Origin of the sequence: Streptomyces sp. NPDC025273, assembly GCF_040638585.1 — a bacterium.
Classification (GTDB): Bacteria; Actinomycetota; Actinomycetes; order Streptomycetales; family Streptomycetaceae; genus Streptomyces; species Streptomyces cinereorectus.
On sequence record NZ_JBEZYP010000001.1, the window covers coordinates 767,678 to 792,092 of the forward strand.

General features: G+C 70.4%; 23 protein-coding genes and 1 pseudogene. 7 read left to right on the forward strand and 17 right to left on the reverse strand.

Going from position 1 to position 24,415, the window contains the following annotated elements; genetic code table 11:
- Nucleotides 1-3: 3 nt before the first annotated feature.
- From AB0F38_RS03350 to AB0F38_RS03380, 7 genes are all read right to left on the reverse strand, one after another.
- The gene (locus tag AB0F38_RS03350; protein WP_361885825.1) at nt 4-543 is read right to left on the reverse strand and encodes a hypothetical protein; all 540 of its coding nucleotides are present in this window, start codon (nt 541-543) and stop codon (nt 4-6) included.
- A 126-nt stretch (nt 544-669) separates the two neighbouring features.
- On the reverse strand, nt 670-1,245 hold the full coding sequence (locus tag AB0F38_RS03355) for a DUF6262 family protein (protein WP_361885827.1): 576 nt from the start codon (nt 1,243-1,245) through the stop codon (nt 670-672).
- Nucleotides 1,242-3,128 (reverse strand): tyrosine-type recombinase/integrase, encoded by a 1,887-nt coding sequence (locus tag AB0F38_RS03360; RefSeq protein WP_361885830.1) that lies wholly within the window; start codon nt 3,126-3,128, stop codon nt 1,242-1,244. The genes AB0F38_RS03355 and AB0F38_RS03360 overlap by 4 nt, the downstream gene beginning before the upstream one ends.
- Nucleotides 3,129-3,781: 653 nt before the next feature.
- A complete protein-coding gene (locus AB0F38_RS03365; RefSeq protein WP_361885833.1) occupies nt 3,782-4,963 on the reverse strand; it encodes a tyrosine-type recombinase/integrase in 1,182 nt (393 codons plus the stop codon).
- 76 nt (nt 4,964-5,039) lie between these two features.
- Nucleotides 5,040-5,234, reverse strand: coding sequence for a MazG-like family protein (locus AB0F38_RS03370; RefSeq protein ID WP_361885836.1), 195 nt, complete (start codon nt 5,232-5,234; stop codon nt 5,040-5,042).
- A gap of 26 nt (nt 5,235-5,260) precedes the next feature.
- Nucleotides 5,261-6,115 carry a PhzF family phenazine biosynthesis isomerase gene (locus AB0F38_RS03375; protein ID WP_361885839.1) on the reverse strand — a complete coding sequence of 285 codons (855 nt, stop codon included), beginning with the start codon at nt 6,113-6,115 and terminating at the stop codon, nt 5,261-5,263.
- A gap of 231 nt (nt 6,116-6,346) precedes the next feature.
- On the reverse strand, nt 6,347-7,099 hold the full coding sequence (locus AB0F38_RS03380) for an SDR family oxidoreductase (protein ID WP_361885841.1): 753 nt from the start codon (nt 7,097-7,099) through the stop codon (nt 6,347-6,349).
- 142 nt (nt 7,100-7,241) lie between these two features.
- On the opposite strand from AB0F38_RS03380, the gene AB0F38_RS03385 reads away from it, so the two are divergent.
- Nucleotides 7,242-8,912 carry an alkaline phosphatase D family protein gene (locus tag AB0F38_RS03385; RefSeq protein WP_361885844.1) on the forward strand — a complete coding sequence of 557 codons (1,671 nt, stop codon included), beginning with the start codon at nt 7,242-7,244 and terminating at the stop codon, nt 8,910-8,912.
- A gap of 23 nt (nt 8,913-8,935) precedes the next feature.
- Here the strand turns inward: AB0F38_RS03385 and AB0F38_RS03390 are convergent, their stop codons facing one another.
- Entirely contained in the window at nt 8,936-9,943 is a 1,008-nt protein-coding gene (locus AB0F38_RS03390; protein ID WP_361885846.1) for a Gfo/Idh/MocA family oxidoreductase, read from the reverse strand.
- 80 nt (nt 9,944-10,023) lie between these two features.
- Here AB0F38_RS03390 and AB0F38_RS03395 point away from each other — a divergent pair, with 80 nt between their 5' ends.
- Nucleotides 10,024-11,352: a Bcr/CflA family multidrug efflux MFS transporter gene (locus tag AB0F38_RS03395; protein ID WP_361885849.1), complete on the forward strand. Its 1,329-nt coding sequence runs from the start codon at nt 10,024-10,026 to the stop codon at nt 11,350-11,352.
- On the opposite strand, the gene AB0F38_RS03400 is transcribed toward AB0F38_RS03395, so the two are convergent.
- Nucleotides 11,334-12,635 carry a hypothetical protein gene (locus tag AB0F38_RS03400; RefSeq protein ID WP_361885852.1) on the reverse strand — a complete coding sequence of 434 codons (1,302 nt, stop codon included), beginning with the start codon at nt 12,633-12,635 and terminating at the stop codon, nt 11,334-11,336. The genes AB0F38_RS03395 and AB0F38_RS03400 overlap by 19 nt on opposite strands.
- 174 nt (nt 12,636-12,809) lie before the next feature.
- On the opposite strand from AB0F38_RS03400, the gene AB0F38_RS03405 reads away from it, so the two are divergent.
- Nucleotides 12,810-13,802, forward strand: a complete 993-nt coding sequence (locus AB0F38_RS03405; RefSeq protein WP_361885854.1) for a small ribosomal subunit Rsm22 family protein — start codon at nt 12,810-12,812, stop codon at nt 13,800-13,802.
- On the opposite strand, the pseudogene ddaH reads toward AB0F38_RS03405, so the two are convergent.
- Nucleotides 13,799-14,647, reverse strand: a pseudogene (ddaH, locus tag AB0F38_RS03410) (dimethylargininase); the annotation flags it as partial. The gene AB0F38_RS03405 and the pseudogene ddaH sit on opposite strands and share 4 nt — an antisense overlap.
- A gap of 192 nt (nt 14,648-14,839) precedes the next feature.
- Between ddaH and AB0F38_RS03415 the strand changes: the two are divergent.
- On the forward strand, nt 14,840-15,475 hold the full coding sequence (locus tag AB0F38_RS03415; RefSeq protein ID WP_361885857.1) for a TetR/AcrR family transcriptional regulator: 636 nt from the start codon (nt 14,840-14,842) through the stop codon (nt 15,473-15,475).
- 141 nt (nt 15,476-15,616) lie between these two features.
- Complete coding sequence (locus AB0F38_RS03420; RefSeq protein ID WP_361885860.1) at nt 15,617-16,360, forward strand: bifunctional DNA primase/polymerase; 744 nt, start codon at nt 15,617-15,619, stop codon at nt 16,358-16,360.
- 52 nt (nt 16,361-16,412) lie between these two features.
- Here AB0F38_RS03420 and AB0F38_RS03425 read toward each other — a convergent pair whose 3' ends face one another.
- The 4 genes from AB0F38_RS03425 to efeO are packed head-to-tail and all read right to left on the reverse strand — an operon-like array spanning nt 16,413 to nt 20,676.
- Nucleotides 16,413-17,396 carry a hypothetical protein gene (locus AB0F38_RS03425; protein ID WP_361886747.1) on the reverse strand — a complete coding sequence of 328 codons (984 nt, stop codon included), beginning with the start codon at nt 17,394-17,396 and terminating at the stop codon, nt 16,413-16,415.
- Nucleotides 17,284-18,252: an iron uptake transporter permease EfeU gene (gene efeU, locus AB0F38_RS03430; protein ID WP_361885863.1), complete on the reverse strand. Its 969-nt coding sequence runs from the start codon at nt 18,250-18,252 to the stop codon at nt 17,284-17,286. Before efeU ends, AB0F38_RS03425 begins: the two co-directional genes overlap by 113 nt.
- Before the next feature lie 22 nt (nt 18,253-18,274).
- Nucleotides 18,275-19,540 carry an iron uptake transporter deferrochelatase/peroxidase subunit gene (gene efeB, locus AB0F38_RS03435; RefSeq protein WP_361885866.1) on the reverse strand — a complete coding sequence of 422 codons (1,266 nt, stop codon included), beginning with the start codon at nt 19,538-19,540 and terminating at the stop codon, nt 18,275-18,277.
- Nucleotides 19,540-20,676, reverse strand: coding sequence for an iron uptake system protein EfeO (gene efeO / locus AB0F38_RS03440; RefSeq protein WP_361885869.1), 1,137 nt, complete (start codon nt 20,674-20,676; stop codon nt 19,540-19,542). The genes efeB and efeO overlap by 1 nt, the downstream gene beginning before the upstream one ends.
- Nucleotides 20,677-20,943: 267 nt before the next feature.
- Here efeO and AB0F38_RS03445 point away from each other — a divergent pair, with 267 nt between their 5' ends.
- A complete protein-coding gene (locus AB0F38_RS03445; protein WP_361885872.1) occupies nt 20,944-21,660 on the forward strand; it encodes a PhzF family phenazine biosynthesis protein in 717 nt (238 codons plus the stop codon).
- A 50-nt stretch (nt 21,661-21,710) separates the two neighbouring features.
- Here AB0F38_RS03445 and AB0F38_RS03450 read toward each other — a convergent pair whose 3' ends face one another.
- Together AB0F38_RS03450 and map are read right to left on the reverse strand one after the other, a co-directional pair.
- A complete protein-coding gene (locus tag AB0F38_RS03450; protein WP_361885875.1) occupies nt 21,711-22,376 on the reverse strand; it encodes a biliverdin-producing heme oxygenase in 666 nt (221 codons plus the stop codon).
- 159 nt (nt 22,377-22,535) lie between these two features.
- Complete coding sequence (gene map, locus AB0F38_RS03455) at nt 22,536-23,393, reverse strand: type I methionyl aminopeptidase (RefSeq protein WP_361885878.1); 858 nt, start codon at nt 23,391-23,393, stop codon at nt 22,536-22,538.
- A 58-nt stretch (nt 23,394-23,451) separates the two neighbouring features.
- Here map and AB0F38_RS03460 point away from each other — a divergent pair, with 58 nt between their 5' ends.
- Nucleotides 23,452-23,679, forward strand: a complete 228-nt coding sequence (locus AB0F38_RS03460; RefSeq protein WP_361885880.1) for a hypothetical protein — start codon at nt 23,452-23,454, stop codon at nt 23,677-23,679.
- A 77-nt stretch (nt 23,680-23,756) separates the two neighbouring features.
- On the opposite strand, the gene AB0F38_RS03465 is transcribed toward AB0F38_RS03460, so the two are convergent.
- A complete protein-coding gene (locus AB0F38_RS03465) occupies nt 23,757-24,359 on the reverse strand; it encodes a hypothetical protein (protein ID WP_361885883.1) in 603 nt (200 codons plus the stop codon).
- Nucleotides 24,360-24,415 lie beyond the last annotated feature (56 nt).

Consider the following 24,415-nt stretch of genomic DNA (forward strand, 5'->3'; position numbering starts at 1 on the left):
GTCTCACTCCCCGCTCAGCTCGTCGAGGATCTCGCCGTAGTAGCGGCGCCGCTTGCTCAGTGTCTGGACGACCTCCTCGTCTGTGACCTGGGAGATCTTCCCGAGGTGCTCCAAGAGGTTGTCCCGCTGGGGATGGTCAGAGCCTTTGACGTACTCCGTGGTGATGGACACTCCGGCGGCGAGCAGCAGGTGGTGAGGAAGGCCGCACCAGGTGTCGAAGCTCCGGCAGACGGCTTCCCACAGGAGCCAGACGTCCTCGACGTGGCGTTCTTCGGCGATCCGCAGGGCGGCGAGTTCGATGCTGTGGCTGAATCCCCAGGAGTGCCCATGCCACCGTGTCTCCTGAAGCAACAGGAACCGGGCGAAGTTCCCGTCGTCCTGACAAGGATCCCGGACCAGGGCTTCGAGGACCTGTTGCCTGTCCTCCCAGCGGGCGTCCATGGGCAGCCCATCCTCAGTGTGCTGCCCGTCGAACTCCAGAAGTTCCCATCGCTCAGGGTCCCCGCGCCACCAGGCCAGGTCGGGTATCGCGGGACGGCTCATCGGCGTGTCTTCCGTGCGGGGGAGGGGGACGTCGTTGCATGTGCGCGATCAGCGTCGGCAGGGGCGGCCCCAGCTTCGCACGGCTGCTGCTGGTCTTGGGCTCTTTGCGAGCCACCTGAGGGGAGATCATGTTGAGTCGCGGTTCTGGTCGCGCATCATGTTCCGTAGGGCCGTCCGGGCGGCAGCCAGGTCGTCCTGTGCCTCGGCCAAATCATCCTGCAGGCTGTCGCGGTCTGCTTCGGCTCGGGCCAACTCCGCGGCGAGCCGTTGGTTGGCGATGGTCAGCTCCTGAATACGGGCGAGCAAGTCCTTGGCCGAAACGGCGTCGACCCGCTCGCCGAGGCTGCGCTGCACCGCGGCCCTGAGCCGGTCGCGTTCCTCGGTGAGCGCCCGGACCTGGGCACGCGCAAACTCAAGGTCGGTCGCCAGGCTCGCGGCGCTGGCCGCCGCCCCTTCCTTGCGCTGCCGAGTTACCCCGACCGCCTGGCCCGCGCGAGCGGCTTCGATTTGCTCGCGGACCCCTTCGGCGTAGACAAGCCAGTTTGAGACGCCAGCCCGCTTGGCGACTGCGAGGAACGTGATCGGGTCGCCGTCGGCCTTCATCTCGTCCACTACAGCGAGCACCCTTGCGCGCTTCTCCCGGCTGGCCTTCTGCCGGGACTCAAGCAGCACCCGAGCTGGCGTACGCGGCTCCGTCGTCATGCGACTACCTCCGGAGGACCGAATGCGGGCATGCCCAGGCTGACAGCCCCCGTCGAGGCCCCAGCACGGAGCCTTCGCAGAACCTTGCTGGCATCCTCGACCTCGTGTCGCATCTCATCGGGCATCGAAGCCAGTTTCTCCTTCTGGTTTTCACGGACGGCCTGGAACGCGGCGATCTGGTCGTCCAGGTTCCGGATGACGAACTCGGCTGCGCCTGCTGCGGCAGCGACCTCACGGTCCGCCTTCAATGCACGGATGTGCTCCTCAACAGCGGGCAGGTAGGAGGGATCGGGTCGGTACGAGCCGCAGCCAGCGCATTGGAATCGGATGGGGCACGCCTTCCCGCCGGCCTTCACGTTGGTTGGCTCGATGCAGTTTCCGAACGCCACCGCTACCGACCGCATCTCGTAGGCCGTGCTCGATCTCATCGGGGAAGGATTGCCGAAGCGGTCGGTGGTCAGGCCCTTGATGGTGTTGATGGCCTCCCGCTTCATCTTGATGCTCACCTTGTAATAAGCCGCGGTGGTGTCGGCCGACTTGTGATCCATCAGATCCTGGAGTACGTGCTGCGGCATACCGGCGTCGGCGTATCGCTGGCAGAAGGTGTGGCGGAAGGCGTAGGGGTAGATCAGCGACCGTTCGAAAGGCAACGGTGTGCCGTCCGGGTCGAGTTCTTCGGAGTAGATCTCCGGAATGGAATCGACCCACGACCGGATGGCAGCGCCAATGTTCCCGGTGGTCAGGTGGCCAGTGGCGGCGTTATCGGTGATCGCCGGGAAGAGGAAGGGGAGGGCCCGAGAAGGCAGGTTGACTCGCTCTCGGACCGATGTCCACTCTTTGATTGCGCTGACCGTGTCGCTGTCCAAGGGAAGGCGTCTCCGGAGCCGACCTGCCTTGGTGTTGTCCCAGATCAGCTGGTATTCGCCGCCGTCGTACTCCAGGCAGCTCAGGCCGAGAGCTCCGATTTCGTTGGGGCGGCGCCCGGTGTCTCTCAGCAGTACGTAGACCGTGCGGAACATGGCCCGGATGCAGTCGGTCGGCATGCTGCCGTAGGTCATCCCTACGGCAATGCCGTCGAGGTGCTTGTCGAGCTGGGCGACCACCGACTCGGGGAGGGCCTTGCCGATGTTGTCCTCATCGACTTTGTCCCGCTTGATGCGGTGCTCGTTCGTATGGAGGACGAACCGAGGAGAGAGGGCATCAAGGACTCCTTCGATGCGGCCGAATTCCAAGAGCTCCGTGAAGAGCTTCAGCAGCCGGGCCCGTGAGTCGTTGCTGCGGGGCTTCCCGTCTCTGCGAACGGCCACCCTGAACTCGTTGACGACCGCCGTCATGTCCGCGAAGCCCAGTGCGGCCGGGGCAGCGCCTCCACTTCGCGTAGCGAGGGCCTGAGAGGCGATCGTGCAGGCCAGGAGCCGGTCGCGAAGAGCCGAGGAACCTGGACTCGTCGTGCGAGCCCAGTGCATGGCTACTTCACGAAGCCATGGCTGGAGGATGGGAGTGAAGTCGATCTCGCCCTCACGCACGCGATACCCGGTCCGCGTGCGTGCCGGTAGCGGAGTATTGAGCGCTCGCAGGTCCCATACCGGTTTGGCGGTCTCGTCGATGCCGCGGTACGCGTCGAGTGCCCTGCTGATGTCCCGCTTGACCTCCTTGATCAGGGACCGAGTTCCGGTGCATGTGATGTCGGAGGGGCCCGGTGTGGTGCCAACCGCGAGGGCCACAGAGGGGAGCCCGGCGAACAGCCTGACGAGCTTCCTGACCAGAGTCGGGCGGAGAACCTGGCCACGCGCGTCTCTGCGCTGAAGGGCGTAAAGCAGCTCAAGACACGTCGTCTCTTCAAGGGGAACGAGGCTGAACTCGTTCTGGAGGAGGAACGGCACCCGCGCTTTGGTCCACTCGCCCAGGTCCCCGTCGCTGTCTCGCCCGCTCTCGCGGGCGTAAGCCGTCCACAAGTTGCGGTGCGGGTAGCACAGGTGGGTCGGCAGGCTCTCCTCGCTTCGGCATCCGCGAACCGCGCACATCGGAAGCCCCGGGAATGGTTCTTGGGTGGCTGCCCATGATTCGCGCTCGCTTGCGTAGCGGCCGATTCGGGCATGGTGGCCGTACGTCCTGCGCACGTGATCGCGCCAGAGCGAGTAGTGGCTGTGGCAAAGTCGCCCTTTGATGCCGTCGCGTCCGCAAGCTGGTACAACGCATCGCTCAGGCGTGGCGTGGAACCTGCGGTTGGGACGCAGGACGAAGGTCTGCTCGAACTCGGATTCCGTTAGCTTCGACTTGCGGTGAACGATGCTGCAGCTTCCGCAGTACATCGGACCCTCGGTCGGGGAGTCACAGAGAGGATGACGACAGCGTCGAGATCCAGTGAGTGGGTTGTCCGGGTCGCCGACGAACAGCAGATCATGAGGACGCCATTCACCGGGCCTCCAGCTCATGTCGACGGTGTCCTGAAGCCAGGTGTTCCAGGACCGGAGCAGGCGATCATCAGTCGGCAGAGTCGTGACGTCCGGGTATTCCGCCAGGTCGGCCCTGACGTTCACCGTTGCGCGGCCCTTCGCATCTCCGAGACCGCCGTCACAGCGTCACGCTTTTCCTGGTCACTGGCGTGCAGGTAAATCTCCATCGACTGCTGGCTGACATGACCAAGCAAGTTCTGCACCACGTGGCGCTGCTTGCCCTGGCGAATCCACCGGGTCGCAGCCGAGTGTCGGAACATGTGCGGCCGGGTGGCGAAGCCTGCTCGTTTGGCAAGCCGCGCGAACAGGTCGTACGTGGCTTGGTACTTCATTGGCGAGCCCAGAGGCGCACGGAACAAGTTGACGAAGGTCATATCGCAGGAAGCTGCCTCGGGTACGGCTTCCCGTTCCCACTGGTAGTCGGCGTAGAGAGCGACCAGGTCGTTGCTGACGGGGATCGATCGAGGCTGCCGTGACTTGGCCAGGGCTCCGTTGGAGTTCTGGCGACGACGCACATGGATGTGAGGGCCGACCGTGGGGCACCCAAGCGTCCTCGAGTTCGACAGCAGATGCATGTCCTCCCGCCGCAGGCCCAGTGCTTCCCCGATGCGCACACCCGTTTCGGCCAGGAGCGTCACCAGGAACCGGTCGCGGGCATGGGACGTGAGGTCGATGATGCGGAGGATCTGCTCGTCGGTCAGGTGCTCGTATCCGGAGACCGCGACTTTGAACTTCAGCTTTCGTGCATGGACAGTGCGGTACTGATCGTCCTCACCGGTCCTGTAACCGACCGGCATGTGGTGGAGAAGCCTCGGCTCGGTCAATAGGGCGATCAGGTCTGCGGCGACCCACCTGTGCAGGGAGCAGTGCCTCAGGAACCGGCACGAGGTGGTCATGATCGCGTTCGCGGTGTTCTTGCTGCGGTGCCGGGGCTCAGCGAGCATCCTCTGACTCCTGGCCGGCAGGGGTTCGTCAACTAGCCAGTGCAGGAACTGAGCAAGCTGCACGACGGTGGGTGCCGACCAACAGATGCCGAACTCCGCACAGTAGGACAGGTACAGCGCCACCCGGCCCGCGTAGCTGCGCAAGGTATTGACGGATGCGTCCTCCTGGGAGGCCAGCGCGGTCAGGTACGAAGTCGCCTCAGGGTGGATCTCGTAGTCCCTGCTGATGACGATCCACGTCGTTGCCCCGTCACCGGGCCTGATGGCCTTCTCGGCCCGGTAGGCGCGGGGCTCGGAAGAGAGTCCGGCTAACGTCACTGAAGTCCCCCAAGATAGTTGTCTGTCACGTAGAGAACGCGCAAACGTCACTTAGGTAACTGAACTTCAGGACTCACTAGAGATAACAGGAGTGGGTGACGCCCTTGCGCGGATTCTGGCCGGTGACCCCGATGACGGCCTGGGCGACCTCGCCCACCTCCTCCGACAGCTTCAGCATCCGCAGCAGGAGATCCTGCTCCGGCGGGATGCGGGTCGCGGAGTCCAGCCGGTCGTGCAAGTCGTCGATGGTGTCCCAGGGGTGTGTGTTCATGGCAATCAGGATGCCGGTCGTGCCGGTCAGCCGATACGGGTGCCCGTGCCGCTCACCCTGATCCGGGTGTCCTCCGGGCGCAGCTCCACCGTGAGGGTGCCGGGGCGGCCCATGTCCGCGCCCTGGTGCAGGGTCAGGACCGCGCTGTCCGGGACGATGCCGCGCTCGCGCGCGTACGCGCCGAAGGCCGCTGCCGCCGCGCCCGTCGCGGGATCCTCGACCACCCCGCCGACCGGGAACGGGTCGCGGACGTGGAAGACGGACTCCGACTCGCGCCGCACCAGTTGGAGCGTGGTCAGGTCCAAGAGGCGCATCAGCGCTTCCAGGCGGGCGAAGTCGTAGTCCAGGTCCGCCAGTCGCTCCCGGGTCGCGGCGGCCAGCACCAGGTGGCGGGCGCCCGCGTAGGCGATGCGGGGCGGCAGCGCGGGATCCAGGTCGGCGGCCCGCCAGTGCAGGGCGGCCAGGGCCTCCGCCAGATCGTCCGGGGCGATCTCCGTGACGTGCGGCTCGACACTGGTGAGGGTCGCGCGGAGCTCGCCGCCCTCCCGGGCGACGGTCACCGGGACCTTGCCCGCGCGGGTGGTGAACACCAGATCGCCCGGGCCGTCGCGTTCGGCGAGGGCGATGGCCGTCGCGACCGTCGCATGGCCGCAGAACGGGACTTCGGCCCTGGGGCTGAAGTAGCGGATCGTGTACCCGCCCCGGCCGTCCGGCGCGGTGAGGAACGCCGACTCGCTGTAGCCCAGGCCGGCGGCGACGGCCAGCATCGCCGCGTCGTCGAGCCCGGTGGCGTCCAGGACGACCCCGGCGGGATTGCCCCCGTCGGGGTCGGCGGAGAATGCGGTGTAGCGGAGGACCTCGGTGCGGGGCGGTTGGCTCATGCGCACGTCAACCGAGACGCCCGTGCGGACATTCCCCGGCGAGGTCGGGCAGGGCTTCCGGGGTGGCCCGGGGTCCCTGAACCCCCGGGCCACCCCTGGCCGGTTCCGCGGACCCCCAGCCCGCGCGTACGGGCAACACGCGCTTGCCCGGCCGCAGGAGGGGAAATCGGCGAAAGTGCTTAAACTCCGTCATTTGGGGGTCGGTTCTGGGCATCAAATGAAGCGAAACCGTCATCCTCGGCCCACGTACGGCATCGCCGTCGCCAGCACCGTCGCGAACTGCACATTGGCCTCCAGCGGCAGCTGCGCCATGTGCAGCACCGTCCGGGACACGTCGGCCGCGGCCATCACCGGCTCGACGGCCACCTCGCCGTTGGCCTGGAGGGTTCCCGTCCGCATCCGGTCCGTCATGTCGGTCGCCGCGTTGCCGATGTCGATCTGCCCGCAGGCGATCCGGTACGGGCGCCCGTCCAGCGACAGCGACTTCGTGAGGCCCGTGACGGCGTGCTTCGTCGCCGTGTACGCGATCGAGTGCGGGCGCGGCGCATGGGCGGAGACCGAACCGTTGTTGATGATCCGGCCGCCCTGCGGATCCTGCTCCTTCATCAGCCGGAACGCCGCCTGCGCGCACAGGAACGCCCCCGTCAGGTTGACGTCCACCACCGCCCGCCAGTCCTCGTACGCGATGTCCTCGACCGGCACCGCGCCCGGTCCGGACGTCCCCGCGTTGTTGAAGAGCAGGTCGAGGCGGCCGAAGCGGTCCCGTACGGAGGCGAAGAGCGCGGCCACCCCTTCCGGGTCGCTCACGTCGGTGGGTACGCACACCGTCTCGCCCCGCGCCGCGGCGGCGGTCTCCTCCAGGGCGCCGGCCCGCCGGCCCGCCAGCACCACCGTCCATCCCGCACCCGTGAGAGTGAGGGCGACAGCCCTGCCGATGCCCGATCCCGCACCCGTGACGACGGCGATTCTCCGCTCAGCGTTCATGGCCCGGCAGCGTACGGGAGGTTTGACGGCGGGCGGCATCCGGTCCTCATCGCACCGCCATAAGGATGTTGTGTACCCGCCAACGGCACGTCGTCGCCCCGCAGTCCAATGCCTCTGACAGCATCCGGCAGGGGAGGGGCACATGACAGCCGTTCAGATGAGCAGTACGCCCGGTCAGCGGGGGCATTCCGCCGAACTGCGGGCCGCCGCCCGGCGGCTCGGAGCCGCCGGCGTGGACCGCCGCGGGTTCCTCACCGTCACCGGGGCCGCCGCCGCGCTGGCCTTCGCCGTCAACCTCCCCTCCGCCGGAGTCGCGGGCGCCGCCGAGCTCGACGCCCGGAAGATCACCGAAGACCCCTTCACCCTCGGTGTGGCCTCCGGCGACCCGCTGCCCGACTCCGTCCTCCTGTGGACGAGACTCGCCCCCCGCCCCTACGAGGCGGACGGCGGACTGCCCGCCACCCGGGTCCAGGTCCGCTGGGAGATCGCCCGCGACGAGCGCTTCACCCGCGTGGTCCGGCGCGGCTCCGTCACCGCCCACCCGGAGTTCGGCCACAGCGTCCGCGCCGACGTCCGGGGCCTCGACTCCGACCGGACGTTCTACTACCGCTTCCGCGCGGGCAACTGGACCAGCCCCGCCGGCCGCACCCGCACGGCGCCCGCCCGTGGCGCCCGCACCAGCTCACTGACCCTGGCCGCCGTCTCCTGCCAGGCCTACCACGACGGCTACTTCACCGCCTACCGGCACCTCGCCGCCGAGGACGTCGACGTGGTCTTCCACCTCGGCGACTACCTCTACGAGTACGCGGTCACCGCCACCGGCGGCGCCCGCAACCACACCGACCTCGTCCTGCCGGCGCACTACAACCGCGAGACGGTCACGCTGGAGGACTACCGGATGCGCTACGGCCTCTACAAGTCCGACCCCGACCTGCGTGCCGCTCACGCCGCGCACCCCTTCGTCGTCACCTGGGACGACCACGAGACCGAGAACAACTACGCGGGCGGCCTTCCCGAGAACAGCGTGCCGCCGGAGGAGTTCCTGCTGCGCAGGGCCGCCGCCTACCGCGCGTACTGGGAGAACCAGCCGCTGCGCACCCCGCAGCGCCCCACCGGCCCGGACATGCGGCTCTACCGCCGCCTGCAGTTCGGCCGGCTTGCCCAGTTCGACATCCTCGACACCCGCCAGTACCGCAGCGACCAGGCGTACGGCGACGGCTGGAGGGTCCCCGGACCGGAGTCCGAGGACCCGTCGCGCACCATGACGGGCGCCGCCCAGGAGCGCTGGCTGCTCGACGGCTGGAAGGCCTCGGACGCCCGGTGGAACGTCGTCCCGCAGCAGGTCACCTTCGCCCGGCGGCGCAACGTGCCGACCGACGCCTACAAGCTGTCCATGGACTCGTGGGACGGCTATCCGGCCTCCCGGCAGCGGATCCTGGCCGGGGCGGAGGCCGCCGGCATCGACAACCTGATGGTGCTGACCGGCGACGTGCACGTCGGCTACGGCTTCGACCTGAAGAAGGACTTCGACGACCCGGCCTCCCGGACCGTCGGCACAGAGATCGTGGCCACGTCGATCTCCAGTGGCAAGGACGGCGCCCAGAAGCCGGCCAACTGGAACAACCTGACGCAGGCGAACCCGCACATGAGGTTCTACGACGGCCGCCGCGGCTACGCCCTCGTCACCCTCGGCACGGAGCGGGCACGTACCGACTTCCGTACGGTGTCGGCCGTGACCACGCCCGGTGCGCCCGTCACCACGGCCGCGTCCTTCGTCACCGAGGCCGGGAACCAGGGGCTCACCCCCGCGTGACCCCGCACGGCCGGCCGGGACGGTCAGGCGAGGTCGTCCGCCGGATAGCGGACGCCGATGCGGTCACGCACCGCGTCGAGCGTCCGCATCACGGCGAGCGAGCCCTCCAGCGGCACCAGGGGGGACTCCGTCTCGCCCGCCCGCACCGCACGCATCACCTCGGCCGCCTCGTACTGCATGCCCGAAAGGCCCTGCGGGCCCGGGCCCGTGGTGATCTCCTCGGGCTCCCGGCCCGGCCGGTGCAGGATGAAGCTCTCCGGGTGGAAGAAGCCCTGCGGGAAGTCGATGCGCCCGGCCGTGCCGGTGACCGACGCGGTCGTGGGCAGGTCCCCGACGATCGAGCAGCTCAGCAGCGCCGTGGCCCCCGACTCCCAGCCCAGCAGCATCCCGGTGTTGAGGTCGACGCCCTCGGGGGACAGCAGCGCGTCCGCCTGCACCCGGTCCGGCTCACCCAGCAGCAGCTGCGCGAACGACACCGGATAGACACCGAGGTCCAGCAGCGCGCCGCCGCCCAGGGCGGGATCACGCAGCCGGTGCTCGGCCCCGAAGGTGCCGAGGAAACCGAAGTCGGCCTGCACCGTGCGGATCTCGCCGATCGCGCCGTCCCGCACCAGCTCGGTCATCCGGCGGATGAGCGGATTGCAGTACGTCCACATGGCTTCCATCAGGAACAGCCCGCGCCGCCCGGCCAGGGCCACCAGCTCCCGCGCCTCGCGCGCGTTGAGCGTGAACGCCTTCTCGCACAGCACGTGCTTCCCGGCCTCCAGCGCGAGCCCGGCAGCCTCCCGGTGCGCGGAGTGGGGCGTGGCCACGTACACGACATCGATGTCGTCGTCGGCGAAGAGCTCCGCCCAGCTGCCGTACGCCCGCCCGATCCCGAACCGGTCGGCGAACGCCTTCGCGGACGCCTCCGTACGGGAGGCCACCGCCACGACCTCTGCCCCGGGGTCCTTCATCGCCAGCAGGTCCGCCGTGAACGTCGCGGCTATGCCGCCCGTCGCCAGAACGCCCCAACGCACAGTCCCGCTCATGCCGCCCGCCTCACAAAAGGTATCGACCACTACGACTGACCTGAGAGCATAGATGCGGATTCAACGAAGCGGAGACGATGATGCCGGACAGCGGCGTGAGCCGGGCCCAGCGGGAACGACACGAAGAGCACATGGTCCACGCACACCCACCGACCCTCCCCGGTACCGCTGCCGCCTCCGCCGCCCGGCGTGCCGGGCTCCTGGTCACCCTGGTCCTGGGCGGGCTCACCGCCCTGCCGCCGCTGTCCATGGACATGTACCTCCCGGCGCTGCCCGCGGTCACCGACTCGCTGCACGCCCCGGCCTCGACCGTCCAGCTCACCCTGACCGCCTGTCTCACCGGCATGGCGCTCGGCCAGCTCGTCGTGGGGCCGATGAGCGACCGCTGGGGCCGGCGCAGGCCACTGCTCCTCGGCATGATCGTCTACGTGGCCGCCACCGCGATCTGCGCCTTCGCCCCCTCCGCGGAACTCCTCATCGGCTTCCGCCTGTTGCAGGGACTGGCCGGCGCGGCCGGCATCGTCATCTCCCGGGCCGTGGTGCGCGACCTCTACGACGGCGACGAGATGGCCAGGTTCTTCTCCACCCTGATGCTCATCTCGGGAGTCGCCCCCGTCATCGCGCCCGTGATCGGCGGACAGGTCCTGCGGTTCACCGACTGGCGCGGCATCTTCGCCGTCCTCACCGTCGTCGGTGTCCTGCTCACCCTCGTCGTCTGGAAGTGGCTGCACGAGACGCTGCCCGAGCCGGACCGGCACACCGGCGGCATCGGCGACGCGCTGCGCACCATGCGCGGCCTGCTGGCCGACCGGGTGTTCACCGGCTACATGGTCGCGGGCAGCCTCGCCTTCGCCGCGCTCTTCGCCTACGTCAGCGCGTCCCCGTTCGTCGTGCAGGAGATCTACGGGGCCTCGCCGCAGACCTTCAGCCTGCTCTTCGGGATCAACTCGGTCGGTCTGATCGCCGTGGGCCAGATCAACGGCAAGATCCTGGTCGGCCGGGTCAGCCTGGACAAGGCACTCGGCTTCGGCCTCGCGGTCATCTCCCTGGCGGCGATCGCGCTGCTCCTGATGACCTCCGGGGTCTTCGGCGAGGTCGGCCTGCTGCCGGTTGCCACCGGCCTGTTCGTGCTCATGTCGGCCATGGGCCTGGCCATGCCGAACACCAACACCCAGGCCCTGATGCGGACGCGGCACGCCGCCGGATCCGCCTCCGCCCTGCTCGGCACCTCGTCCTTCCTCATCGGCGCCGTCGCCTCACCGCTCGTCGGGATCGCGGGGGAGCGGACGGCCGTGCCCATGGCCGTGGTGCAGGTCGTCTGCTCCCTTTCCGCCGTGGCCTGCTTCCTGGTGCTGTGCCGGCCGTGGCGCAACAGGGCCGGGCTGCCGGATCAGCCGACGCGTGGATAACCCAGCAGGTGCACGCGGTCCCTGCGGTCCGTCCAGCGGAACACACCGATGCCGGACGACTCCAGGTCCGGCAGCCGCGTGTCCGGTGACAGCGGGTCGAAGCTCCAGGTCGTGAAGCTCATCGCGACCGGGTCGCCGCCGCCCTCCAGGGCGTCGGCCGCGTCCCGGGCGTTCCGCGCACCGTACGCCGTACCCCCGTCCGTGACCGAGGCGAACGTCAACTGCGGGGCCCCGGACTCGTCCTCGAAGCAGAACCCGTCCTTCGCCTCCAGGTCGAAGGCCAGGTTCCCCGCCACGAGATAGCTGCCCGAAGGCGAGACGACGGCCTGCGGATGGCGCCCCGGCGCTATGGCCGGCCGGTGGCACTCCACCGAGACGGCCGGCTTCCCGCTCACCGCGTCATGCACCGTCCACAGCTCGTGGGTCGCGGCCCGCTCCGTCCCCCCGGCGAGCTGCCACTTCGCCAGGACCAGACCGGGGGACACGGACGTCGGCACCCCGGAGAGCGGGTCGGCACCCTCGGGCGCGACCTTGCGGCTGAACCAGCCGCCCCGCACCCAGAATTCACGTGCCCCGCTCAGCAGCAGCCCCTGCGCGGTCTGTCCTCGCACCTCGGTGAGCTGCCCGCACGCCGTGCAGCCCTTGGGATACGTCACCTCCGAGGCGGCGGTCTCCGCGACCTCGCCGGTGACCGGGTCCACCACCGCGCTGTCCGCCCCGCCGTCGCTGATCACGAGGTCGGGGCCGGTCGCCGTGACCGTCGGCACGCCGGACCACGGCACCTCGACCCGGTGGCGCTCGCCGTCCGCCGCGTCGTAGACGTCGAGGGAGACGAAGGTCTCGACGGGCGCCGGACCGTCGCCGACCTTGCCGTACGACCAGGTCACGAAGAACTGCCGGTCCTCCTTGGTGACGGTGAGCAGCTTCGGGAAGTGCAGCGGGTCCGGCGGCCGCCAGGCCTCGCCGCTCCAGCCGTCGCGACCGGTCTCCAGATCGACGGTCCGCAGCCGGTACCGCTGCTCGGGGGCGCGCACCAGATAGGCGAGCCGGCCGGCCGGGTGCGAGACCGCCCAGGCGGGCCCGGCCCCCACGACCTCCCAGCCGCCGGACGTCGTGTACGCCGGGGGGACCGTCAGCCGCGTCGCCGGGCCCGGGCTCTTCGCGGCCGGTTTCCCCGGCTCGCCGTCGTCCTCACCCCCGCCCCCGCAGGTCGCCAGCAGGAGCAGCAGCGCCAGGACGAGCACCCCGCCGACCAGAGCCAGGCGCACGATCCTCTGTCTCATGGTCCCCCCGATGAGCGCTTCCCGAGCCATTCCCGCCGGTCCCCGGCCCGGCGCCGGTCAGCGTAGCAACAGCCCCGCGACGAGGAGCAGTTCGGTTCCGTCGCCGTTCTGTCGCGGTTCCGTGCCGGACCACCGGGCTGCGGAGGGACCGTCCGCTGCGCCTACAATTCGGCGGTGAACGCCACCCTCCCCACCGCGGAAGCCCTGCGCACGGCCCTGGCCGAGCTGCTCGACGGGCTGCCGCCCACCCAGGCCGCGCAGGCCGTCGACCGGCTCATCGCCAGCTACCGGGGCACCACACCCACCGACGCCCCGGTCCTGCGTGACCGCTCGGACGTCGCCGCGTACGCCGCGTACCGGATGCCCGCGACCTTCGAGGCCGTGCGTGCCTGCCTCGCCGCCCTCCGCGACGCCGCACCGGAGTGGGAGCCCGCCACGCACACCGACATCGGGGGCGGCACGGGTGCGGCGAGCTGGGCCGTCGCGGGGGCCTGGGACGGGCCGCGTACGACGGTCCTGGACTGGGCCGAGCCCGCCCTGGCGCTCGGCCGGGAGCTGGCCGAGGCCTCCGGCATCCCCGGGCTGCGGGCCGCCACCTGGCAGCGGGCGCGGATCGGTGCGGCACTGGAGCTGGCGCCCACGGACCTGGTGACCGTCTCGTACGTGCTCAAGGAGCTCACGCCCGCGGACCGGGCGGCCCTGGTGGACGCCACCGCGGCGGCCGCCCGAGCCGTGGTGATCGTCGAGCCCGGCACCCCCGACGGCTACGCCCGCGTCATCGAGGCCCGCGACCGGCTCGTCGCCGCCGGGCTGACCGTCGCGGCACCCTGTCCGCACAGCGGAACCTGTCCCATCGAAGCGGGCAGGGACTGGTGCCACTTCTCGGCGCGGGTCAGCCGCTCGTCCCTGCACCGCCAGGTCAAGGGCGGTTCGCTGAGCCATGAGGACGAGAAGTTCAGCTATGTCGCGGCGACCCGCTTCCCCACCGCTCCGGTACGCGAGCGGGTCACCCGCAGGCCACAGATCCGCAAGGGCCAGGTCCTGCTGGAGCTCTGCACCCGGGACGAGGGCCTCCGGCGTGCCACGGTCACCAAGCGGCACGGCGAGCTGTACCGCGCCGCCCGGGACACCGCGTGGGGCGACGCCTGGCCGCCCCACGCGCACTAGCGCCTCCCGGGCACGCCCGGGGGCCGCAGCTCCTGGGTGCAGCACTTCACGCTGCCCCCGCCCTTGAGTAGCTCCCCCAGATCCATCGGTACCGGTTCGAAGCCCCGGTCCCGCAGCGGATCCAGCAGCCCCACGGCGGCCTGGGGGAGCAGCACATGGCGTCCGTCGCTGACCGCGTTGAGGCCCAGCGCCGCGGCGTCCGCCTCCTCGGCGAGGAGCGCGTCCGGGAAGAGCCGGGCGAGCACGGCCCGGCTGCCCGGCGAGAACGCCCCCGGGTAGTACATGATCTCGTCGGCCGCGTCGTCGAGGACGCACAGCGCCGTGTCCAGGTGGTAGTAGCGCGGGTCCACCAGATCGAGGCCGATCACCGGACGTCCGAAGAACTCCTGCGCCTCGCCGTGGGACAGCGGACTGGACCGGAAGCCTCGACCGGCCAGGAGGTACGAGGCGGTGACGGCGAAGTCGCCCTCGCCCTCGTTGACGTGGGCCGGCTCGTGGATGTCGGTCCAGCCGTCGGCCCGGAACCACTCCCGGTGCGCCTCGGCCTCCGCGTACCGCTCGCGGTAGGCGAACAGGGCGCCGAGCACGCGGCCGTCGATCACGGTGGCCCCGTTGGCGGCGAACACCATGTCCGGCAGGTCGGGACGCGGGGTGAGCAGCTCGACGGTGTGGCCGAGCGAGCGGTAACGGTCACGCAGGTCCTCCCACTGGGTGTTGGCCAGGGGCAGGTCCACGGGTTTCGAGGGATCCATCCACGGGTTGATGGAGTACGTGACCTCGAAGTGGGCCGGGGCGCACATCAGGTAGCGACGAGGGGTGGCGTCACGAGTCAATGCAGGCTCCTCACGAACGGCAGCCGGAGCTGCGGAACGGTGGGATGCGCACGGTCTGTGCGTGCACTCATGGTGCGCCGCCGCGGACCGGTGCGCAGTGATCCGAACGGGTGGTTCACGCAAGCGGTGCCCACGGGACGCCGGCCGGACTCCGGCGTGTCAGCAAGACGATACGTATCGGACCGTGAGGTGTAGGTTGGGTGGATGTCACCCCAGAAGGTCCCCGACTCCAGCCGCCGCAGCGACCGCTCCCGCCGCGCGATCTACGACGCGGCCCTCGCCCTCGTCGGCGAGGCGGGCTACCCACGGACGACGATCGAGGGTATCGCCGCCCGTGCCGGGGTCGGCAAGCAGACGATCTACCGCTGGTGGCCGTCCAAGGCCGCCGTTCTCATGGAGGCGTTCCTCGACCTGGCGGCCCGGCAGGCCGAGGAGGCGGCCGGTGCGGGGGAGGGCGACGACGGCGGTCACGTGATCCCGGACACCGGCGATCTGGCGGCGGACCTCAGGCACGTCCTGCGGGCCACCGTCGACGAACTGAACGACCCCGTCACCGAGGCGCCCACCCGCGCGCTGGCCGCCGAAGGCATCGTCGATCCCGTTCTGGGAGCCCAGTTCGTCGAGCGGCTGCTCGAACCGTCGATCCAGTTGTATGTCACACGGCTGCGTGCGGCGCAGGAGGCGGGAGAGCTGCGCGCGGACATCGATCCGCGCATCGCGCTGGAGCTGCTGATCGCCCCGCTCACCCACCGCTGGCTGCTGAGAACCCTTCCGCTCACCCACGCGTACGCGGACACGCTCGTCGACTACGCCCTCGGAGGACTGTCGGCCAGGCCCTGAGCCGGGGCAGCCCGCCGTGACATCCGGTACGCGTGCGCTCACCTCTGCGTGGCGGCCCCGGCACCCCGCTTCGGGACTCCGGCCACCCGAGGAGCAGGATGGTGGGACGATGGACAGGTAACCGCTGAGGTGAGGGGATAGATGGGCGCCGATTCCGGCCGCAATCGCGGCACAGAGAGCAGGATTTCCCAGTGGCTGCGCCGGCGGCCGAAACCACAGCCGGAAGCCGACCACGCGGCCCGCCTCGCGCTGCTCCTGGCCGTCGCCGAGGCAGGCATGCCGATCTCACCCGCCGCGCACCCGTCCGGTTACCGGTGTTCGTGCGAGCGCGTCGGCTGCCCCACTCCGGCGCGGCACCCCGTCTCGTTCGCCTGGCAGACGCAGTCCACCACCGACCGCGCCCAGATCGAGCGCTGGGCCGCGGGACAGCCGCTGGCCAACTTCATCACCGCGACGGGCATGATCCACGACGTCCTCGACGTCCCGTTCCCGGCCGGCCGCGCCGCCCTGGAGCGCCTCGTCGAAGCGGGCGTCGACGTCGGCCCGGTGGCCCGGTCCGGCGAGGACCGGATGCTCTTCTTCACCGCCACCCGGGGTACCCCGGAGGACGAGGACGAGTGGTGGCCCTGTGAGCTGGACTGCCACCCCGAGACGATGGACGAGCATCCGGGGCTGCGCTGGCACTGCCGCGGAAGCTATGTCCTCCTGCCGCCCGCCCGGCTCCCCGGTGAGCTGGACGTGCACTGGATCCGGGGCCCGGAGCATCCGCTGCCCGACCCGCTGAACCTCCTGGAGACGCTCACCGACGCCTGTGCGCAGTACGCGGACACGGCCGACGCGAGCGACCTCGACCACGACGCGGTGGCCTGGCCGCTCAGCCGCTGAGGAGTGCCCCCGACGGGCAGCGGCCCGGCGGGGGCGGTGTGTCCGGCCGCGGTCAGGAGCCCTGTGCCGCGACCAGCCCGGGCAGCCTGTTCAGCACGCGCACCTTGCCGCCCGCGTCCCCGGCGCCCCGCTTCGGCACGTACACCAGCTGGCTGGAGACCCGCTCCTTGGTGAGGGTGGTCGTCACCTCGCCGGTCAGCAGGGCCCGCACGTCCGGTGTGACCTCCGGCCGCAGCCCCTTCGCCGCCGTCTGCCGCTCGAAGTGCCTGCTGCTGAAGAAGACCAGCGCCCCGCCGTCCTGCGTCTTCAGACCCAGGGGCGCGAACATCCCGGTGTCCAGCGCCTGGTCGACGTACTGGAACGAGAAGCCCGCCCGCCGGGTGTTCTTCCGGGCGTCCCGCCAGCCCGTGGTCGTCGCCCCCGGGGCGAAGACGTCCGGGGTGCCGTCCTTGAGGTAGTCCGTGTAGGCCGTGCTCAGCTCCGCCGGGCTGGTGGCCAGCGCCGGGGCCTCGCCCCCCACGGGCTGCGCCCAGCCGTCGGCGTCCTTGTGGAACTCCGGCACCTGGGACGGCGCGAGGACCGCCAGATAGGCGGCCTTCCACGGAGCGTCCGCCGCCGCGCGGACGAAGACCAGCAGCCAGCGGGTGTCCAGCTTCCCGCCGTCCCGGTCGCGGTTCGAGTCACTGTCCGCGACGAACCACCGCGGCCAGCCCGCCTTCTTGGGAATGATGTACGAGGCGTCGGACAGCTCCAGCGGCTTGTGCGCCGTGTTGCCCTCGGGGTTGTTCTTCTGGCGGGCCGTCAGTCCTGCCTGGTTGATCGCGCCGAGCGAACCGGTCACCCGGTCCGCGTCCAGCGCCGGATCGTACGCCTTGTCCGCCTTGTTGTAGGCGACCGTGAAGTCGTCGAGGGCCTGCGCGGCCTCAGACTTCGTCGCCCCCGGTACGACTTCCAGCTCGCCGTGCACCGTCACGCAGCCGCTCGTCGTCACGCTCAGCACCGTCACCGTCGCGAGACCCGCCGCCAGTCGACCCAGCCTTCTCATCCGTTGCCTTCTGCGCCTTCTGATCCGTCGTCCGCACTGACCGTCCGAACCCTACCGGGGCGAGGAACAGCGTGAGTGTGGGGATGAGGTAGAGCGCCCACACCGTGACCTGAAGAACGGTCGGATCGGCCTGGAAGTTGAAGACGCCCTTGAGCAGGGTGCCGTACCAGCTGTCCGGCGGGATCGTGGTCGTGATGTCGAACGCCTTGTTCTGCAGACCACCGAGGAATCGGGCCTCCTGGAGGTCGTGCACCCCGTAGGCGAGCACACCAGCCGCCACGACCACGAGCATGCCGCCCGTCCAGGTGAAGAACTTCGAGAGGTTGATCCTCAGCGCACCCCGGTAGAACAGCCAGCCCAGCACGATCGCGGTCATGATGCCCAGCAGGACCCCGGCCAGGGGCGACGAGGAGCCCTCGCCGCTCGCCCGCACCGACGCCCAGACGAACAGCGCGGTCTCCAGACCCTCGCGGCCCACCGCCAGGAAGGCGGTGGCGACCAGGGCGCCGGTGCCCATCGCCAGGGCCGCGTCCAGCTTGCCGTGCAGTTCCTTCTTCAGGTGCCGCGCGGTCCGCCGCATCCAGAAGACCATCCAGGTGACCAGCCCGACAGCGAAGATCGACAGCGATCCGCCGAGCATCTCCTGGGCCTCGAACGTCAGCTCCTGCGAGCCGAATTCGAGCGCCGCGCCGAAGGCCAGGGAGATGCCGCAGGCGACGCCGATGCCGGTCCACACCGGGCGCAGCGCGTCACGGCGGCCCGTCTTGACCAGGTACGCGACGAGGATGCAGACGACCAGACTGGCCTCGAGACCCTCGCGCAGGCCGATCAGATAGTTGCCGAACATGCCGGTCCTTCCACGGTGTCGGTCATGAGAACAGCGCCCGGCCCCACCAGTCGTCCTTGTCGCGGACGCCCGGCGGCACGGCGAAGACCGCCGAACCCACGTGCTGGATGTACTCGTTGAGCGCGTCGTTCGCCGCGAGGCTGCGCTGCACGGGGACGAAGCCCCTGCGGACGTCCCGCTGGTAGGCGAGGAAGAACAGCCCGGCGTCGAGCCTGCCCAGACCGTCCGTGCCGTCGGTGAAGGAGTAGCCGCGGCGCAGGATCGTCGCCCCGCCGTTGGTGTCCGGGTGGGCGAGCCGTACGTGCGCGGTCGGCAGCATCGCCTTCAGGAACGGCTCGTCGCGCTCCTTGGACTTGCCGACCGGAGCGCCCTCGCCCTTGTCCCGGCCGAAGATGTCCTCCTGCTCCTGGAGCGGAGCCCGGTCCCAGGTCTCGATGTGCATCCGGATGCGCCGGGCCACCAGGTACGAACCCCCGGTCATCCACCCGGCGTCGTCCGCCCCGCCGACCCACACGTGTTTCTTCAGCGCGGCGGCGTCCGTACCCGCGATGTTCCGGGTGCCGTCCTTGAATCCCATCATATTGCGCGGTGTCTGGGCGTCGGGCGTCGTCGAGGACGTCTTGCCGAAACCCAGCTGCGACCAGCGGACCGAGGCGCGGCCCATGCCGATCCTGGCGAGGTTGCGGATCGCGTGCACCGCGACCTGGGGGTCGTCCGCGCACGCCTGGACGCACAGGTCGCCGTCGCTGCGGGTGGGGTCGAGATTGTCGCCGGGGAACTTCGGCAGATCCACCAGCGCCTCGGGGCGCCGGTCCTCCAGGCCGAAGCGGCCCTTGGCGAACAGGGACGGCCCGAAGCCGATGGTGAGCGTCAGCCGGGACGGCCGCAGGCCCAGGGCCTCGCCCGTGTCGTCCGGCGGCGCCTCGGCGAGCCCTCCGTACGCACCCTCGCCCACGGCCCGCCCGGCCGTCATCCGCTCCGCGGCGCGTGTCCACTCCTGGAGCAGCGCGACCAGCTCGGCCCGGTCCTTCGTCGTCACGTCGAACGCGGCGAAGTGCAGCCGGTCCTGCACGGCGGTGGCGATGCCCGCCTGGTGGGGACCGTGGAACGGCACGGCCGCGCCACTGTCCACGGCCGGCTCCGTACCCCCGTCCGAGCGCACCGCGGCGACCGCGCCGCCCGCGGCCACGGCGCCGAGCGCCAGCCCCGCACCGCCCCAGCCGAGCAGGGCGCGGCGGGACGGTGCGGGCTCCCGCTCCCCGGCCTCGCCGTTCTTCCCGTACCCCATTACTTCGTCACCGCCGCGGCCAGCCGGGACAGCGGCTCGGCGAGCGCGTTGACCGCGTCGGAGAGCTTCTTGCGGTCCGCGTCGCCGACCTTGTCGTACGAGGTGAAGTCGTAGGAGGTGCTGTCCGGGCGGTAGGTGTCCAGCAGCGTGTTCAGCGCCGCGAACTGCTTGTCCAGGGAGGCGGTCAGCGCCGCGTCGTTCTTCGACGCGATCGGCTTGAGGAGCTCGTAGGACTTCTCCGCGCCCTCGACGTTCGCCTTGAAGTCGACGAGGTCGGTGTGGCTGTAGCGCTCCTCCTCACCGGTGATCTTGCCGGTGGCGACCTCGTCCAGCAGCTCCTTGGCGCCGTTCGCCATCGAGGTCGGGGTGATCTCGGCCTTGCCGACGCGCTTCTGCCAGTCGACGAGGTCCTTGTAGAGGAGGGGCGCGAGCGCCTTCTCCTCGGCCCCCAGCTTCTTGTCCTGCCACAGCGCCTTCTCCAGGCGGTGCCAGCCGGTCCACTTCTGGCCGTCCTCCAGGCCGTCCTCGCGGACATCGACCTTCGGGTCGATGTCGCCGAAGGACTCGGCGACCGGCTCGGTGCGCTCCCAGCCGATGCGGGAGTCGGCGTACGCCTTCTTCGCGGCCTCGATGTCGCCCGCGGCCACGGCGTCCGTGAAGACCTTCACCTTGGGCAGTGTCTCGTCGGCCTGCGCCTGTACGTAGGTGCGGTAGCCGGCGACAGCCGTGTCCATCTCGGGGCTGCGCGCCACCACCTTGCCGCCGGTGACCTCGACGGTCTGCCGGATGCCCTCGCCCTTCATGCCGGGCTTGCAGGCGATCTGGTACGTGCCGGACTTGATCTCGGCAGTGATCTTCGCCTTGGTGCCGGGGCCGATGTTCTCGCGCTCGGTGACGATGCGGTCGTCCGGGAACAGGACGTAGACCTCGGTGACCTTGGATCCCTTGTTCTCCACGGCGAGCTCGACATGGCCGGCCGGGATCTTCTTCTTCGACACCTCGCAGGAGTCGTCCTTCGCGATGACCTCGACGGCGCCGTCCCCCTTGCTGTCGCTCTTCTCTGCGCAGCCCGTGACGGCGGTCAGTGCGGCCACGGTCGCGGCAGCGGTGACGACGGAGAAACGAAGGGCTCGCATGCGGGCTCCACAGGGACGAAAGAACGGGAGGACAAAGCGGGTGAGGCGGACCTAACTTAACGGAGCCTTACCTGATGGACACCCGGTGCGGGGGTGATTCAGCTCTCACCCGAGGAGATGGGAAACGGCCCGGTCACGACCTGCTCATGGAGAACCCACGGGAAGGTCAAGGGCAGGTCAAGGGGTCCGGCCGGCAGGGCGACGGCCCCCGGCGGCCGGTGCGGCCGTGCGGCGTCACGGCTCCCCGCGCGGTGCTTGAATGCCCACGTGAACGACTTCGACGTACCCGACGGCATCGACGTACTGCGCGTGTTCTGCGGCCCGGACGGCCGGCACGGCAACGCGCTCGGCGTCGTACGCGACGGGCGCAGGTACCCCGACAACGAGTCCCGGCAGGCGCTCGCCCGGAAACTCGGCTTCAGCGAGACGGTGTTCGTGGACGACCCGGAGCGCGGGACCGTCGACATCCGCACGCCCGGTTTGCGGCTGCCGTTCGCCGGACATCCGGTCGTCGGCGCGGCCTGGCTGCTCGACCTGGAGGTCCTGGAGCTGACCGTGGGGGACGTGTTCGCACGCCAGGACGGCGAGTTCACCTGGATCACGGCCCGACCGGAGTGGGCGCAGCCCAGGACGCTGGAGCAGTACGCGTCGGCCGCCGAGGTCGAGGCGCTGACGGGACCGCCGCCCGGTGAGGGCCGGCTCTACGTCTGGGCCTGGGAGGACGAGGCGGCCGGGCGCGTACGGGCGCGGGCATTTCCCCGGAGAGATGCCGAGCGCGGCGACAGCCGCTCCGGTGGAGCCGGGACTCGTACCGGGGGGATCGAGGAGGACGAGGCGACGGGGGCGGCGGCCATGCTCCTGTGCGTCGAGCTCGGCCGGGCCCTCAACATCACGCAGGGCCGCGGCTCCCAGATCCTCACCGCGCCCGCGCCGGACGGCACGGTGGAGGTCGGGGGCCGCGTCCTGCTGGCCGCCGAGGGCTGACGGGTGACGTCCGGATGCCGGCCGGTACCCGGACGGCCGGCGTCCGGGGGTCACGCGCTGAGCGGGAAGGCCTCGCCGAGCTCGCGGAAGACGGCCGTGTTGAGCGCGAACGCGCGCTTGCACTCGTCGATGATGCGCTGCTTCTCCAGGTCGTCGGCGTGCACCGCGTCCAGCAGCTCCCGGTACTCCCGCTTGAACGCGGCCGGGTTGGGGATGCCCTCGAACACGTAGAACCGCACCCCGTCGCCCTTGCGGGCGAAGCCCCAGGTCCGCTCCGCCGTGCCACGGATGATCTGGCCGCCGGAGAGGTCCCCGAGGTAACGGGTGTAGTGGTGCGCTATGTAACCGGCCGGCCAGTCACGGGCGCACGCGGCGACCCGCTCGGCGTACGCGGCGGTGGCCGGCAGCGGCTCCAGGCCGTCCTGCCACCCGTCGCCCCGCAGATGGGCCAGATCGCGCTCCAGCTCGGCGCCACGCATCAGCTCCGGCTGTATGAACGGACCCGCGACCGGGTCTTCGCGCAGCGCCTCCGCGCCGTCCTCCAGCGCCCGGTAGACGAACCACAGCTGCTCGGTGTACCGCGTGTACGCCTCCACCCCGAGCCGCCCGCCGAGCATGTCGCTCATGAAGGTGGAGGACTCCGCCTCCGTGTGCTGCTCGTGCGAGGCGGTGCGGATGAGGGTGGAGAAGGGGGCGGTGGCGGTGCTTGCGTCCAAGGCGGGCCTCCGGGGGCCGAGGGGGCATGTCGTCGGCGTCAGCCGTGTGCGACGCCGCGCGCCGATGCGTCGATCCTCCTGCTGAGGGTTACCTGAGTCAACATGTTCCCGACTGGCTGTCGGTAAAGGGCCGCGCCCCGGACCGGCCCGGGCGCGGCGTCAGGGAAGGGTCAGGATGTCCGCCCCGGTCTCGGTGACCACCAGCGTGTGCTCGAACTGGGCGGTCCGCCTGCGGTCCTTGGTCACCACGGTCCAGCCGTCGTCCCACATGTCGTACTCATGCGTCCCGAGCGTCAGCATCGGCTCGATGGTGAACGTCATGCCGGGCTGCATCACGGTCGTCGCGTGCGGGCTGTCGTAGTGCGGGATGATGAGGCCGGAGTGGAACGAGGAATTGATCCCGTGGCCGGTGAAGTCCCGCACCACGCCGTAACCGAACCGCTTCGCGTACGACTCGATGACCCGCCCGATCACGTTGATCTGCCGCCCCGGCCGGACGGCCTTGACGGCCCGGTTCAACGACTCCCGGGTGCGCTCCACGAGCAGCCGCGACTCCTCGTCGACGTCGCCGCAGAGGTAGGTGGCGTTGTTGTCCCCGTGCACGCCGTTGATGTACGCCGTGACGTCGAGGTTCACGATGTCACCGTCCCGCAGCACCGTGGAGTCCGGGATGCCGTGGCAGATGACCTCGTTGAGCGACGAGCAGAGCGACTTCGGGAAGCCGCGGTAGCCGAGCGTCGACGGATAGGCGCCGTGGTCGACCATGAAGTCGTGGGCGACCCGGTCGAGTGTGTCGGTGGTGACGCCCGGGGCGATGTGCTTCGCGGCCTCCTCCATCGCCTGTGCGGCGATTCGGCCCGCGATCCGCATGCGCTCCACGGTGTCGGAGTCCTGGATCTCCGGCCCGGTGTACGGCGTGGGGGCGGGCTTGCCCACGTACTCGGGGCGCCGGATGTTACCCGGGACGGAACGGACGGGAGTGATCTCCCCTGGTACGAGAAGCGACTGGCCAGACATGCCGGCGAGTCTAACCAGCCGGCCTGGGGCAGCATGTCAGCGAGGAAAGGATCCGACGATGGCCCTGTTCAAGAAGCGTACGGTCGGCAAACCGGGCGAATGGTACTACTGCCTGGAGCACAAGAAGGTGGAGGAAGGCCCCGAGTGCCCGGCGAAGGACCGCTTCGGCCCGTACACCTCCCGTGAGGAGGCGCAGCACGCGATGGACACGGCGCGTGAGCGGAACCTCGAATGGGAGAACGACCCGAAGTGGCACGACCGCACGAACGAGACACCTGACGCCTGAGCGAACCGGGCTCGGACCCCGGCGGGGCCGGTGACGCCGCCCGCCGGCCCTCACGTCGGGGGTCCGGCGGGGCCGCGTCACCAACGGGCCGGCGGCGGGGCCGTCAGCTGGTCGGCCAGCCGCGCCAAGCGGTCCCGGAACGTGCGGCGCCCGCGGGGAGCGGGCGTGCCGTTCTCGCCCGCCGCCGCGCTGACCAGGTGCTGCACGATGTCCAGGTCCACCTCGGCCCCCGCGGTCACCGTCAGCGCCTCATGGGCGAGCCCCCGCACCTCCGCGTCACCCCCGTCCAGCGTCAGGACCGTCGCCCCCGCCCGAAGCGCGTCGTGCACCCGCTCCAGCAGGCCGCCGTCCGGCCGCTCCGGCGCCACCACGAGCAGGGTCTCGCCCCGCCCGGCCGCCTCGATCCGGCCCAGGCCCACGGCCAGGTGCACCGGATCGTCCGGGTCCACCCGGTGGCGTACGAGCGTGGGGCGCAGCTGCGGCAGCCCCGACCAGGTGGACTCGTCCACGAGGTGCGCGGCCAGGTGCCACGGCTCGTACACCTCGGTCCCCACCAGCAGCAGCCCGCCGCCCCGCGGCACGACCGAGGACCGCAGGGTCCGGGCGAACCGCCGGGCCGCCGCGGGCCACTCGGTCCCGGCGAGCACCTCACGCAGCAGCGCGACACGCACAGCATCCATGACCCGGCATCATGCCCCCAGCCGCCCTCCCGGGACTGCCGGAACGCGGCAGTCCA

Bases quoted from the DNA above. Each gene is read 5' to 3' on its own strand.
- map (WP_361885878.1), bottom strand. From the start codon at position 23,393: ATGTCTGGCCAGTCGCTTCTCGTACCAGGGGAGATCACTCCCGTCCGT.
- AB0F38_RS03400 (WP_361885852.1), bottom strand. From the start codon at position 12,635: ATGAGACAGAGGATCGTGCGCCTGGCTCTGGTCGGCGGGGTGCTCGTC.
- AB0F38_RS03465 (WP_361885883.1), bottom strand. From the start codon at position 24,359: ATGGATGCTGTGCGTGTCGCGCTGCTGCGTGAGGTGCTCGCCGGGACC.
- AB0F38_RS03350 (WP_361885825.1), bottom strand. From the start codon at position 543: ATGAGCCGTCCCGCGATACCCGACCTGGCCTGGTGGCGCGGGGACCCT.
- efeB (WP_361885866.1), bottom strand. From the start codon at position 19,540: ATGGGGTACGGGAAGAACGGCGAGGCCGGGGAGCGGGAGCCCGCACCG.
- efeU (WP_361885863.1), bottom strand. From the start codon at position 18,252: ATGTTCGGCAACTATCTGATCGGCCTGCGCGAGGGTCTCGAGGCCAGT.
- AB0F38_RS03420 (WP_361885860.1), top strand. From the start codon at position 15,617: ATGGGCGCCGATTCCGGCCGCAATCGCGGCACAGAGAGCAGGATTTCC.
- AB0F38_RS03380 (WP_361885841.1), bottom strand. From the start codon at position 7,099: ATGAACGCTGAGCGGAGAATCGCCGTCGTCACGGGTGCGGGATCGGGC.
- AB0F38_RS03390 (WP_361885846.1), bottom strand. From the start codon at position 9,943: ATGAGCGGGACTGTGCGTTGGGGCGTTCTGGCGACGGGCGGCATAGCC.
- efeO (WP_361885869.1), bottom strand. From the start codon at position 20,676: ATGCGAGCCCTTCGTTTCTCCGTCGTCACCGCTGCCGCGACCGTGGCC.
- AB0F38_RS03460 (WP_361885880.1), top strand. From the start codon at position 23,452: ATGGCCCTGTTCAAGAAGCGTACGGTCGGCAAACCGGGCGAATGGTAC.
- AB0F38_RS03415 (WP_361885857.1), top strand. From the start codon at position 14,840: ATGTCACCCCAGAAGGTCCCCGACTCCAGCCGCCGCAGCGACCGCTCC.
- AB0F38_RS03355 (WP_361885827.1), bottom strand. From the start codon at position 1,245: ATGACGACGGAGCCGCGTACGCCAGCTCGGGTGCTGCTTGAGTCCCGG.
- AB0F38_RS03375 (WP_361885839.1), bottom strand. From the start codon at position 6,115: ATGAGCCAACCGCCCCGCACCGAGGTCCTCCGCTACACCGCATTCTCC.
- AB0F38_RS03385 (WP_361885844.1), top strand. From the start codon at position 7,242: ATGACAGCCGTTCAGATGAGCAGTACGCCCGGTCAGCGGGGGCATTCC.
- AB0F38_RS03370 (WP_361885836.1), bottom strand. From the start codon at position 5,234: ATGAACACACACCCCTGGGACACCATCGACGACTTGCACGACCGGCTG.
- AB0F38_RS03395 (WP_361885849.1), top strand. From the start codon at position 10,024: ATGCCGGACAGCGGCGTGAGCCGGGCCCAGCGGGAACGACACGAAGAG.